Source organism: Planktothrix mougeotii LEGE 06226, assembly GCF_015207485.1.
Classification (GTDB): domain Bacteria; phylum Cyanobacteriota; class Cyanobacteriia; order Cyanobacteriales; family Microcoleaceae; genus Planktothrix.
Genome location: NZ_JADEWU010000020.1, coordinates 66697 through 79231 on the forward strand (window position 1 = coordinate 66697; position 12535 = coordinate 79231).

The window sequence follows — 12535 nt, forward strand, 5'->3', positions numbered from 1 at the left end:
TAAATGTTTAATTTCAGTGTAGCGCACCTTCAAAACTAGCTAAAATATGATAAAATTAATATTTAATAATATGAAATTTTTAAATGTTTGCTACGCATCCGTATTGTGTAGAGACGCGCCATGGCACGTCTCTACGGGGATTTACGGATCATCTGTATCATCTAATTTAGAGGGAAGGTTATTCCGGCAGGAAACGGATTTGTTTCTCCTTGACAAACCCAAGCTGCCCAAAAATAAGGATGATTTAAAACTTGAGTATTAGGATTATTAGTGATATAATCAGGACTCCAATTCAATTTTATTTCGAGTTCTTCTAAAATCTCTTGACCTAAAGGAAATTGTTGTAATTCTTGAATAGTCACAGAACGAATATAATTTTGAGCCGTTGTTAACGCTTCATAGCGACCATAACCGGATTTTAATAAATCTAAAAATTTATCCATTAATAAAATACTGGCTTTGGTCGGAACTGACCATAAACTCATCACTAAAGTTTTGCAACCTGCAACGGCAAACGCCCGACGTAATCCAAATACTCCCTCACCAATTTTAACATCTCCTAACCCACTTTCACAAGCAATTAATATCGTTAATTCATTTTGCCATAAATCTAAAACTGCCACATCTTGGGCGAATAAAAATCCCTTTCCGGCTTCGGGGGGTAAATTGCCACCAATTGTCCAAGTATTCGCCCCGGCTAAGGCTAATCCTGAACGCATTAGGGAGTTATCAATAGAAACAGAAGAAAAGCGATCGCTATTTCTAAAACTCTGAAGTTGCTCACCTCTAACTCCACTTAATAAAGGGGGAATGGATGAATTTTTATTTTCGGAATTATCGATAATTTTTTGAACAATAGGAATAAAATTCAGTAACTTGGTTACTGAATTGATATCGCCCTGTTTTTCCAAAGTCTCAATCACCGTTCCCATACAATTGATTAAAGTTTGATTTAATAAATTTGGGTGATTCTGTAAAATCTCCTCTTCCTTGCCATTGGCAGATTGCAATAACAACAGAATTAACTTAAAATAGGGATTATCCCCAGAATTAAAATAACCGTGAGTAGCAATTAACAGAATATTAGGACAATTCAAACGACTGAATAACGGTTCTAAAGCTTGTTGTTGCAAATAAGGTTTAACCCCTAATTTTTCTGCTACAGTATTTGCTAATATTCCCGTTTCTGGAAGCGGATCAAAATAGTCCCCACCCAAGCGTTTAACCACATCATTCGTAGTAAGCCCTTCAGGGCTTTCATCCCCATTCGTAGTAAGCCCTTCAGGGCTTTGCTGAGGGCTGAAGCCCTCACTACTAGATAAATTAAAATTAGTAGTAAGCCCTTCAGGGCTTTTCTGAGGGCTGAAGCCCTCACTACTAGATAAATTAAAATTAGTAGTAAGCCCTTCAGGGCTTTTTTGAGGGCTGAAGCCCTCACTACTAGATAAATTAAAATTAGTAGTAAACCCTTCAGGGCTTTTTTGAGGGCTGAAGCCCTCACTACTAGATAAATTAAAATTAGTAGTAAGCCCTTCAGGGCTTTTTTGAGGGCTGAAGCCCTCACTACGAGATAAATTAAAGTCAGGATCAGCCATAATAAAAGGAGGAGATGCAAGGCGTTCTGTTTGAACAATTCCCCGCAGAATATCTCGCCCTGCGCTCAAATAACTAATTTGATATTGATCCATTAATAGCTGTTTTCCACTATTATCTAAAGGTAAAATTCCAAAGGGAACTAGACTTAATTCAGCATCGGGAGCAATCATTAAATGGGAATATTCGGCTAAATTCACCTGTTCTAAAATCGGCTTATAAATTGCCTCTTGTAATTTTATTCCCGCTTCCAGATAAGATATTTTTTGAGCAGGTTGTGCTTTGTGGCGCATTCCTAAATCCTTTAATCTCAGATCAAATATCGTTTCTCGAAATATCTTAATTAACCGATCAATAGGTTCCGCATCTCCTAATAAAATCATCTGCACCGCATCGGGTTGTTGAGACGGTAAAATAAACGCCAAATATTGGGCAGGTTGCCATTGATCCGCTTTAAAATCATAGACATCAAACCGTACAAACTCCACTAAAGCAGAACCTTCGGGTAATGCCAACGCCACCGCCCGTCTGTCGGTTTCTTGGTCTTGCAGTTGAATTTCTGGAACTTGGGAAGCGAGTTGTTTTTCTAATTGTTCACATTCCTGTTGTAATTTTGTAACTAAGTTTTGATGTTCACGGCGACGCTGGCGATACTGTTCTTGGGGTTCTTGGGGTTGGATGAAAGGCGGATCAAACATTAGATGGGTTAACTGTTCTCGCAAGGATCGTAACCGTTGAAATTCTGGTTGCAGGTGGGAATACCGTTCACTGTAAATGGCAAAATTAAAGGCAGCTAAGGCAGTGGCGGTAATACATTTTGACTGAGCTTGCCTTGAATTCTGTACACTTCCGCTAAACCATTCAGGCTAAATGCCAGAATATAGTGATCACCTTCAAAAAATCGTTTTAGCATAGCTAAAGCTTGTTGGAGCAAAAGTTCAGCTTGGCTCAGTTTGCCTTGGTAAGTATAGAAAAATGCTAAATTATTCAGGCTTGATGCTACCAATGGATTATCACCGATCTCCAGCGATAAGGCTAGTTCCAATGCTTGCTCTGCAAGAGTTACAGCTTTATTGATCCAGCCTAATCGATAAAGCTTGCTAGAACGTTGGGATAAGTGAAGAATCAATATAATCAATATAGTCTTTTTGATTAGTTGTATTAACTCTGCAATAAAATTGATAATATTTTTAATGAATTTCATACTGATCTGAAATTTAAGACTATTTTTTTGTTTTGATTAGGGTGTGCAAGAACTGTGCTTACACACCCTACAGTTGGGGATAGGTTGGGCGATCGCAATTTCTTAAATTTAAGAATTGCGAACAATGGGTAAAATTTTGACTCTGGATCGAGATGTTTCTAGGGTAATTAAAGCACCTGTCTCTAATTGTTCCTGAAATTGAAATAAGGTATTAATCATCAATTTTCCAATAGCATCAGGTAACAAATCCTGAGTCCGAACTTGGATAACACTAGGGGATTGTGTTTGAGTCGCTGCTAATATGGCGCCGAAGTCTAAATCATTCGTAAATATAATGTAATTGTTATCAGCAGCCCAAGCCATAATTAAACGATCCGTTGCACGGGGATCTCCGACAGTTGACCAATGAACTGAATTAATCCCCGCGTCTGTAAAAGTTTTCACCCATTCTGGTGACAAATTCATATCAATTAAAATTTTCATACAGAAGTGAGGGGGACTTCAATCTCTTCAACTCGCCATGCAGCATAAGCTAATGCTTCATAAATATCTGCTAATTCTAAATAAGGATAAGCTTTCAAAATATCTTCTGGCGTGCGTCCTGAAGCCATCAACCCCACAAGGGTTCCAACGGTTACTCGTAAACCTCGAATACAAGGTTTTCCGCCCATGACTTCAGGATTAATCGTAATTCTTGTTAACGGTTTCATTGTTATTTCCTGTTAATCGTTATTATTGTACCCCTTTTAAAGCGGATGGAGGAAGATCAAACAGTCTTTAGAACATCAACAACCTGATATTCTGTATAAAGCACCTGGGAGTCTGAACATTTCTCTACATAGGTTAACAATTCATAGAGATGTTCATGATCCAGTTCTAATGCTTCCTGTTGACTGTTTGCCAACCAATTTAAAGACGGTTTATCGGAAGTAATAACGGCTAAAAGTTGTTCTTGACCTTCCTCCCATGCAGTAAAGACACTATAAGAGTTAAGAGAATCTTTGGGTAAGGTTGTTTCTCCCGCTTCAACCTTAAATTCTGGGGCATATTCTGAGGGACAGATACAACACATTCCCCCAGAAGGTTCTCGTTCTAACAATTTATTTACATCTATCTTTAAAACCCCATTGATCGGCGATCGCATTTAGGAACATCTCTTCATTATCCTTTGATTGTAGAAGATTGTAAATCAGGTAAACCTAAGCAATCTCACAAAATGCAACTATTAATTTATATGTGTCTGCTTCCCTTTGCACCAGAAACCAAAGCTCTCTATCAAGGTAAAATTCCGCATGGACGACTGATTTATAAGGATGGAATCATTGAAATTTCTCCCGACGAAGTTAACGCAGAATTTAAACAGAAGTTACGAACAGTGATTGCAACCCTGTGTAATCCAACATTACCGAAACCAACACCGAATCAATGGGAATGTCGTTATTGTCCAATTCCTCATTCTCAATGTCCTGCTCATTCTTCAGGTGAAATTGCATGATGTATTGATGAGTTGTTTATAAACCCAGTTTTTTGAGAAAATTGGGTTTCTTTTTATTTGATAGAAAAATCCTTGTTTTATTAAGGTCTAAGAATGCGGTGCAGATCCAAACTAGGCGGTTTAACAATAGTTTGGGTTAACATATCGTGAATTTGTCCGCGATGGTGGGTTTGATGGTTAAAAAAGTGCATGATTAAGATATCAATCGGATCATCATGAATATTTCCAGCACTATTCTGATAACGAATGGTTTGATCAAATCGAGTTTCATCAAATTGTTGAAAAAACGCCTCAATTTTAGCGTCTTCTTGTTGACGAGCTTGCCATAATTGATCAAAATCTTCATACAGTATCGCATTCAACCCCGTCGAGGCAATTTCACCCCCCGAAAATCGAGTTATCCAGATGCGATCGCCCACCAAAATATGATTTAATGTATTATGAATACTTTTAAAAAAAGCTAGTCGAATTTGTTGACGTTCAGCATCCGTTAATTCTGCACAAGCTGAATATAATCGTTGATTCGCTAAGGTATTATAACGAGCTAAACGTTGAAAATGACTAATTAAAGGGTGAACCATAAAATCCGGGATTTTAACGTTAAAGGAAGAAAAAAATATTGTTTACAACTGTAATTATACCGTGATCGCTATCACATTTCCTAGACTACAAGATCACCTTTTCCTTACCCTTCTATCACTACATTCTAGTTATCTCAGTCACAAATTCTACTCGAAGAAATCACTTTAAAGCTTTTGTAAAATCACCTCTGATTTGTAAAAATTCAGTAAAGATAAGAGTATTGAGTTTAACTTTAACGCTCATGGTTCCTCAAGTTCAACTTTTGCAGTCTGCTTTGGGTGATTTATTTGCCCAAGCGAACACCACAGGTCACTTAACCCTTGCTGATCGTTATGGATTAATGGCAGCCATTTTAGATGAATCTCTTTCAGAGGAAGAGAGGCGCTGCATTGATCGATTACTCAGAGCAGTTTCTCGCGGAAGAATCAAAATTGTTGATGATCTTTCTAGCTTACAATAATTAACATCTCCCTTTTTGTCCATCGGGCATTGTCGCCCCGCAAAAATTAGCTCCTTGTAATTTAGCATTATTGAGGTTAGCATTTAATAAATTCGCATTATTAAATTGAGCTTCTTCTAAAAACGCTTGATATAGATCAGACCACGATAAATCAGCACCCTTTAAATTAGCCTTTCTTAAAGTTGTGCTCTGGAATTTTGTATCCCTTAAATCAGCCCCCGATAAATCCGCTTCAATTAAATTTGCTGAACTTAAATCTGCCCCTTTTAAATTTGCTCCTCTGAGATTAGCTTTTTGTAAATTAGCTCCTAATAAATCAGCCCCTTCTAACTTCGCTTCTGCTAAATTTGCTGAACTCAAATCACATTGTTGACATTCGTTGGTACTAATTAATCGTTCGACATCACTTTTTCGTTCTGCTAAAACCGGAAGACTCACTCCTAAACCCATTAAACCCATAACAACAATTAGCAACAATTGGGAATTTATAACAGCAGAGTTAGGAGAGTTTTGAGGGTGTTGAAATAATCCAAAATTTTGAAGTTTCATAAGTTTTTAAGAAAAACGATTAACAAAAGTACGCTTTTTTGCTATTCTAAGACATTGTTCTGTCATTTCTAAAGCTATGTCTGCGCCCGTTAGCGCCCCTACGATCACCTCCTTTCCCTTAACTGCGGTCATCGGACAAGATGCCATTAAACTCGCGTTGTTACTGGCGGCGGTTGACCCCGGTTTGGGTGGCGTGGTCATTGCTGGCAGACGGGGAACGGCTAAATCCGTTATGGCGCGGGCGTTACACGCTTTGTTACCGCCGATAGAAATTGTTAAAGGTTCAATAGCCAACGTCGCACCCGTTGACGAGAACCAACCCACTGAAATTGTCCCCGCAGCCTTTGTTCAGATTCCGTTAGGCATTACCGAAGATCGATTAGTGGGTTCGGTGGATTTAGAACAGTCGGTGAAACAAGGACAAACAGTGTTTCAACCCGGACTTTTAGCCACAGCAAACCGAGGGGTTTTATATGTGGATGAAATTAATTTGTTAGATGATAATATTGCTAATTTATTATTAACGGTTCTCACAGAAGGACGGAATTTAATTGAACGGGAAGGGATTAGTTTTGAACATCCTTGTAAACCGTTATTTATCGCTACGTTTAACCCGGAAGAAGGGCCGTTACGAGATCATTTATTAGATAGAATTGCGATCGCTTTATCCGCCGATGGCGTTCTCAGTTTAGATGAACGAGTGCAAGCGGTAGATCAAGTCATGGATTATGCGAAATCGCCCCAGGATTTCTTAACTCAATATAATCAAGAATTAGATGATTTAAAAACCCAGATTATTTTAGCTAGAGAATGGTTAAAAGATGTGGTAATTACCCCTGATCAAATCTTATATTTAGTTCAAGAAGCGGTGCGGGGAGGAGTCCAAGGTCATCGAGCCGAATTGTTTGCGGTGCGGGTGGCGAAAGCTTCGGCGGCTTTAGAAGGACGCACAACGGTTAGTGCTGACGATTTACGCCGAGCGGTGGAACTTGTGATTGTTCCCCGTGCTAAAATTGTGCCACCTCCCGAACAACAGCAACAGCAACCCCCACCACCTCCACCGCCTCAAGATCAATCTCCCCAAGACCAAGAGGAGGAAGAGGAAGACGACGAAGACCAACCCGACCCCCCGGAAGAAGAGGAGGCGACTATCCCTGAAGAATTTATTTTCGACCCGGAAGGGGTGATCCTCGATGATAGCGTCTTGTATTTTACCCAAATGGCGAACCGTCAAGGGAAATCGGGCAGCCGCAGCGTGATTTTTTCCGATGACAGGGGGCGATACATTAAGCCTGTTTTACCCAAGGGGAAAGTCCAAAGAATTGCCGTTGATGCGACGTTACGGGCGGCGGCTCCCTATCAAAAAGCTCGACGGTTGCGGGAACCGGGGCGGAAAGTGATTGTTGAACAAGGAGATATTCGCGCCAAACGGTTAGCTCGCAAGTCCGGGGCGTTAGTGGTGTTTGTCGTAGATGCGTCGGGTTCAATGGCCCTCAACCGGATGCAATCAGCAAAAGGAGCCGTGTTACAACTGTTAACGGAAGCCTACCAAAGTCGGGATCAGGTGTCATTAATTCCCTTCCGAGGAGAACAGGCGGAGGTGTTGTTACCGCCCACTCGTTCTATTGCTGCGGCACGGAAACGGCTGGAACGCTTACCCTGTGGGGGTGGATCGCCTCTAGCGCATGGGTTAACCCAGGCGGTGAGGGTCGGGGTGAATGCGAAACAGTCGGGGGATATTGGTCAAGTGGTGATTGTGGCTATTACCGACGGACGGGGGAATATTCCTTTATCTCGGTCTTTGGGCGAACCCCAAATTGAGGGAGAAAAACCGGATATTAAGAAAGAACTATTAGAAATTGCGGGGAAAATTCGCGGGTTAGGAATTCAATTGTTAGTGATTGATACGGAAAGTAAATTCATTTCTACAGGGTTCGCTAAGGAGTTAGCAAAAACGGCAGGGGGGAAATATTATCACCTTCCGAAAGCGACGGATCAAGCGATCGCCGCCATGACCCAAAACGCTTTAAGAGATGCGATCGGTTCTTAAGAGTTGTTCCCCGTTTCTTGCGGGGAATGCTTGTTTAAGGCTCTGTTTCTCCATAAGATAAAGGAACTTGATTATGAGCTTATTTGAGCGCGTTAATAGATTAGCTAAAGCTAACCTTAATGATTTAACAGCACAAGCAAAAGATCCTGAGAAATTTTTAAATTCAACCCTTGCTGAAATGCAAAAAGATTTAGCGGAAATGCGTCAAGCAGTCGCTCACACCACTGCTATTTTAAAACGAACTGAACTAGAATATGAGGAAGCTAATTCTAAAGCTAATCAATGGCATAGCCGTGCAGAATCAGCATTAAAGAAAGGAAATGAGGATTTAGCAAGGAAAGAATTAGAAAAAAAGGTTCCTGAACGTAACATTGCAGAAAAATCTAAAAAAATATTGGAAGAGAAAACACAAGAATTAGAAGTATTTAAGCGTACTGTGCAGCAATTAGAAAAGAAAATTGCAGAAGTAAAAGCCAAAATTAATTATTTAAAACAACGTAAACAAAATACAGCTAACGAACATTTAGAAAATTTGATTAATGGAGTTAACACCCACAGTGCATCAACAGCATTTGAACGTTTTGAAGAGAAAATGAAAGAACTTGAAAAAGCTACTCATAGAGATTACTCTAGTCATACCCTTCATGAACCTAAACCCAATCGAAATCCTGAAAATATCTTAGAAACAGCTATTCAAGAAACACAAAAAATTATTGAACAATCGGTACTTAATAGAGATCATTTAAAAAAGCAATTAATTGAGCAAGAACAAACTATAAAGCTTCTTAATCAAAACCTAATAAATCTAAAAATATTGAAGGATAAATTAACCCATCAATCTAGCTATCAATCTCGATTAGAGGGTGATAGTCAAGATCATTCTAAATTTGATGAATTGTCCCAAATTAATGATGATGATGTGGATGATGAATTAGAACTATTACGTCAATTAAATAAAAAGGAAAAGTCATGAGTAACGATATTAAAATTCAAGCGAGTAGTGGTAAGATTTTTCAAGATGTCGATTGTTTTTACTACCTAAAATTAGATTATCTTGATTATGCTAAAAAAAATCAAAATTAAAGGTTACAAATCAATTAAATCCTTAGAATTAGAACTCAATAAAATTAATATTTTAATTGGGGCTAATGGGGCTGGAAAATCTAACTTAATTTCGTTTTTCAAGTTATTATCGTGGATGATACAATCTCAAGGAAAATTGCAATTTTTTATTGGTCAATCTGGGGGAGCTAATTCCTTACTGTTTGATGGAGCTTCAATCACACCTCAACTGGAAGCAGAACTTAATTTTGCAACAGATTCTGGTCAAAATGATTACTATTTTAGATTGTTTCACGCGGCATCGGATACATTAATTTTTGCAGAGGAAAAATACAGGTTTTCTCGTTCTAGTTTGAGTGCAGTAGCGGATTGGATTTCTTTGGATTCTGGTCATAAAGAAGCCAAGATTATTGATCTTTTTAATCAAGGAGATTTGACAGCTAAAACTTTAGTTTCTTTACTCCAAAATTGTAAAGTTTATCAATTTCATAATACATCTGACACGGCTCGAATTCGTCAAAGATGGAGTATTGAAGATAATCGTTATCTGCGGGAGGATGGAGCCAATTTAGCCTCGGTCTTGTTGAGATTAAAAGAAACTGAACCAAAATATTATCGAATTATTGTTGATACCTTAACTCAAATTACTCCCTTTTTTGATGATTTTGTTTTGGAACCGATTAATAATAGCGTTATCTTACAATGGAAAGAAAAAAATACCGATATTATTTTTAGTTCTCATCAAATTTCCGATGGAACGTTAAGAACAATGGCATTAGTTACTCTACTGTTACAACCCATATCCGATATACCAGATGTTTTAATCTTAGATGAACCCGAATTAGGTTTACATCCCTATGCAATTAATATTATTGCGGGATTAATTCAGAGTATTTCTCACGAAGTTCAAGTTATTTTAGCAACTCAATCAACTTTTTTAATTGATTGTTTTGAACCGGAAGATATTATTATTGTTGACCGGAAACAACGTGCTTCTGAGTTCAAGCGTCTCGATCCTGAACCTTTAGAAGATTGGTTAGAGGAATATTCTTTATCAGAACTTTGGAATAAAAATGTTTTGGGAGGAAGACCTAAGTGATGATCCGCTTACATATTATTGCTGAAGGTCAAACAGAGTAGGATGGGCTATACCCATGTCACTGCAATAATTGGGTTTTGTATTACCAATACTACAGCCTTCCATTACACAGCAAAGTCAGCAATCACACATACTCCAGAGCCAGGTGGTGTTTTTTTGCCAAAGCCTAATGGGTAAACCCGCCACCATAGAGCAATCCAACGATTTTGTCTACGATTGCTCTGTCCCTTCTAAAAAATTTTGTAGTATGCTCTTGACAAAATGTAGCATGGTAATTATAGTTGTAGTATGAGATGAAACACAGAGGCACTAATCCTCGGTGTTGCTTCCTCTAACCCCTGCTGACATCAGCAGCCAGCACCTTGAAAACTTCATACATACTACATTTTGATCCAATCTCCAGGTCGCCCAGTGGAAAGGCGTTGGTCTGCAAAACCAACTTGCGAGAGTTCGATTCTCTCCCTGGAGTCCAATGCACAGATAGTGTAATGGAAACATCACGGTCTCCAAAACTGTAGATCAAGGTTCAAATCCTTGTCTGTGCGTTGCCGTACCCTGATCGAAAAAGCTTACATACTCGCCTAATGGTAAGGCAACTGTCTCATAAACAGTCTATTGCAGGTTCAAGTCCTGTGTGTGAATCAACAGCTTTTTCAACTTGCACGGCATTGATTTTGGAGCGATCGCCTTAGAAGCGATGCGTTGCAGGTTCAACTCCTGTCAGGAGTACCAAGCACCGAAGGCGGAAGTGATCGACGCGCGCACCCGATAAGTGCGTTATTAGCAGGTTTGAGTCCTGCTCGGTGTACCAAATTTCTAAAAGCGACAAATAAAAAGCACTTTAGTATGCTAAACCAACGAGAAGCTGAAAAATCCTACAACTTAGACAATTCGGGTCGTTAGCTTAACGGTTAGAGTAGCTGTCTTTTAAGCAGACGGGTCAGAGTTCAAATCTCTGGCGACCCATGTTCAACCTGGGGTTGAACAATTGAAAAACGGGCGTTTGGCAGAACGGTGATGCACCTGACTCTTAATCAGCCTGACGTAGGTTCAACTCCTACAGCGCCCACCAAATCCTGTCAGGACTCCGAAATTTTGGGAGTGTCGCCTAATGGAAAGGGCATCGATCTTCTAAATCGATTCGTGTAGGTTCAACCCCTACCGCTCCTGCCAAACTTGGGTCTGTAGCTTAACTGGGAAAGCGTCTGTCTTGCAAACAGAAAGATGTCGGTTCAACTCCGACCAGAATCCACCAACCCTGGGTCTGTAGCTTTAGTGGTAGAGCACCTAAATCACCTTGTATCCTAACAGGCAAAGCTTACATACTAACTTCCTTTTAAGAAGCAAAAAAATAGCTTTGTGAACTTGTACGAGGGATGAGTGGAACTCTCATCAGGAGGTCGTCGGTTCGATTCCGATCAGATCCACTTTTTAATCAAGTAAGAGGTAATAAAAATGGTACATATTCGATTTGAAGGGCGATCGCTCGACCTATCAGAAACCCAACTGGAAATTACTCAAGGGATGAGTGATACAGCAGTGAAAGAAAGAGTTTCAAGATATTTGGATGTTGATGGAAATCGACTTTCTGCCTATGTAGTTGATCACCGTCCCAGTGGTGATTTAATCATCCGTCCTGAAGCTGTTTACGGTTAAAGTATATGGACATAACCGCAAGTCTAACAGTCGCCAGAACGGTGTTTTATAAAGGCTAATGCACCAAAACAAACGGTGATGAAGTCTTTTTCTCTCTATTCTTTATTCCCTGTTCCCTGCAATATGAGCGAACATCGTTTGAGCGAAATTGTCATTGAACGTCCTCGTGGTGGAATGCGAATTAGCCTCAAAAAATTGAAAGGTTTTAAGAAGCAATTATATAAACTCACCGAGGAAGCAAGTCAGGATGGATTACTCAGTCCTTACCTGATTAAACCTAGAAATAAATCGAAGTATCTCTCTGATCAGCTAGGGCCGCTGCGAGGGTTTTTGCGATGCCGACAGGCGGCGGCTACGCCATCGCACGTTGGGCAACCCTGGAATGCAGTTTACAGCAAATTGTGTCAGCAATTAGATACCAGAACAATGGCAGGACAACACGTTCTGACTCATCTATGGGAATTCGTTGAGCGACACGTTGAACTGATTGATGGCATACCTTACAGCAAAAGAACCCATCGGCGTTTTTCCATCCCTCATCCATTAGACAGCTATTACACAGAGAAATTTTATGTGCATCCAGAGACTGGAATTCTGTGTGCATCTAAAAGTCAACCTCGCCAGAGATGGAATTCCTGGCGACCGGATGTGGTGACTCTGGATGAATATCATGAGTAAGCTGCTACGCAGCTTGATTGTATAATAGAAAATTAAGCGTTTCAACGGAGATAGTCCCAAATGCCAGCGAAAAATCATCTATCTAAAGGGCAAAAAGAAAGATTTGT

At 39.7% G+C, this 12535-nt stretch carries 14 protein-coding genes and 8 tRNA genes; 15 read left to right on the plus strand and 7 right to left on the minus strand.

Features of this window, described 5'->3' with window-relative positions:
- Positions 1–161: 161 nt before the first annotated feature.
- From IQ236_RS11250 to IQ236_RS11270, 5 genes are all read right to left on the minus strand, one after another.
- On the minus strand, positions 162–2315 hold the full coding sequence (locus tag IQ236_RS11250) for a CHAT domain-containing protein (protein WP_193869328.1): 2154 nt from the start codon (positions 2313–2315) through the stop codon (positions 162–164).
- 71 nt (positions 2316–2386) lie between these two features.
- Entirely contained in the window at positions 2387–2797 is a 411-nt protein-coding gene (locus IQ236_RS11255; protein WP_193869329.1) for a tetratricopeptide repeat protein, read from the minus strand.
- A 108-nt stretch (positions 2798–2905) separates the two neighbouring features.
- Positions 2906–3280, minus strand: coding sequence for a DUF5615 family PIN-like protein (locus IQ236_RS11260; RefSeq protein WP_193869330.1), 375 nt, complete (start codon positions 3278–3280; stop codon positions 2906–2908).
- On the minus strand, positions 3277–3507 hold the full coding sequence (locus tag IQ236_RS11265) for a DUF433 domain-containing protein (RefSeq protein WP_193869331.1): 231 nt from the start codon (positions 3505–3507) through the stop codon (positions 3277–3279). Before IQ236_RS11265 ends, IQ236_RS11260 begins: the two co-directional genes overlap by 4 nt.
- Positions 3508–3563: 56 nt before the next feature.
- Positions 3564–3941, minus strand: a complete 378-nt coding sequence (locus IQ236_RS11270) for a hypothetical protein (RefSeq protein WP_193869332.1) — start codon at positions 3939–3941, stop codon at positions 3564–3566.
- A gap of 24 nt (positions 3942–3965) precedes the next feature.
- Here IQ236_RS11270 and IQ236_RS11275 point away from each other — a divergent pair, with 24 nt between their 5' ends.
- Positions 3966–4292: a PD-(D/E)XK nuclease family protein gene (locus IQ236_RS11275; RefSeq protein ID WP_228041565.1), complete on the plus strand. Its 327-nt coding sequence runs from the start codon at positions 3966–3968 to the stop codon at positions 4290–4292.
- A gap of 80 nt (positions 4293–4372) precedes the next feature.
- On the opposite strand, the gene IQ236_RS11280 is transcribed toward IQ236_RS11275, so the two are convergent.
- Positions 4373–4873, minus strand: coding sequence for a DinB family protein (locus tag IQ236_RS11280; protein ID WP_193869334.1), 501 nt, complete (start codon positions 4871–4873; stop codon positions 4373–4375).
- Between the two features lie 242 nt (positions 4874–5115).
- Here IQ236_RS11280 and IQ236_RS11285 point away from each other — a divergent pair, with 242 nt between their 5' ends.
- A complete protein-coding gene (locus IQ236_RS11285) occupies positions 5116–5334 on the plus strand; it encodes a hypothetical protein (RefSeq protein ID WP_193869335.1) in 219 nt (72 codons plus the stop codon).
- Here the strand turns inward: IQ236_RS11285 and IQ236_RS11290 are convergent, their stop codons facing one another.
- Positions 5335–5883, minus strand: a complete 549-nt coding sequence (locus IQ236_RS11290; RefSeq protein WP_193869336.1) for a pentapeptide repeat-containing protein — start codon at positions 5881–5883, stop codon at positions 5335–5337. It abuts the gene before it with no gap.
- A gap of 76 nt (positions 5884–5959) precedes the next feature.
- Between IQ236_RS11290 and bchD the strand changes: the two genes are divergently transcribed.
- The 13 genes from bchD (at position 5960) to IQ236_RS11355 (ending at position 12428) form a co-directional block, all read left to right on the plus strand.
- On the plus strand, positions 5960–7933 hold the full coding sequence (gene bchD, locus IQ236_RS11295) for a magnesium chelatase ATPase subunit D (RefSeq protein WP_193869337.1): 1974 nt from the start codon (positions 5960–5962) through the stop codon (positions 7931–7933).
- Positions 7934–8006: 73 nt separating this feature from the next.
- The gene (locus tag IQ236_RS11300; protein ID WP_193869338.1) at positions 8007–8906 is read left to right on the plus strand and encodes a PspA/IM30 family protein; all 900 of its coding nucleotides are present in this window, start codon (positions 8007–8009) and stop codon (positions 8904–8906) included.
- An 87-nt stretch (positions 8907–8993) separates the two neighbouring features.
- Positions 8994–10094 carry an AAA family ATPase gene (locus tag IQ236_RS11305; protein WP_193869339.1) on the plus strand — a complete coding sequence of 367 codons (1101 nt, stop codon included), beginning with the start codon at positions 8994–8996 and terminating at the stop codon, positions 10092–10094.
- Positions 10095–10491: 397 nt separating this feature from the next.
- Positions 10492–10566: transfer RNA gene (locus tag IQ236_RS11310), tRNA-Cys, on the plus strand.
- A gap of 2 nt (positions 10567–10568) precedes the next feature.
- Positions 10569–10639 (plus strand) — tRNA-Trp (locus IQ236_RS11315).
- A 25-nt stretch (positions 10640–10664) separates the two neighbouring features.
- Positions 10665–10733: transfer RNA gene (locus IQ236_RS11320), tRNA-Met, on the plus strand.
- A gap of 94 nt (positions 10734–10827) precedes the next feature.
- A tRNA-Ile gene (locus IQ236_RS11325) sits at positions 10828–10905 on the plus strand.
- Positions 10906–10987: 82 nt separating this feature from the next.
- Positions 10988–11060 (plus strand) — tRNA-Lys (locus tag IQ236_RS11330).
- A 31-nt stretch (positions 11061–11091) separates the two neighbouring features.
- Positions 11092–11166, plus strand: a tRNA-Lys gene (locus tag IQ236_RS11335).
- Between the two features lie 25 nt (positions 11167–11191).
- A tRNA-Arg gene (locus IQ236_RS11340) sits at positions 11192–11267 on the plus strand.
- 5 nt (positions 11268–11272) lie between these two features.
- Positions 11273–11349: transfer RNA gene (locus IQ236_RS11345), tRNA-Ala, on the plus strand.
- Positions 11350–11549: 200 nt separating this feature from the next.
- Complete coding sequence (locus IQ236_RS11350; RefSeq protein ID WP_193869340.1) at positions 11550–11750, plus strand: hypothetical protein; 201 nt, start codon at positions 11550–11552, stop codon at positions 11748–11750.
- A 78-nt stretch (positions 11751–11828) separates the two neighbouring features.
- Positions 11829–12428, plus strand: coding sequence for a hypothetical protein (locus IQ236_RS11355; protein ID WP_228041566.1), 600 nt, complete (start codon positions 11829–11831; stop codon positions 12426–12428).
- Positions 12429–12535: the final 107 nt, after the last annotated feature.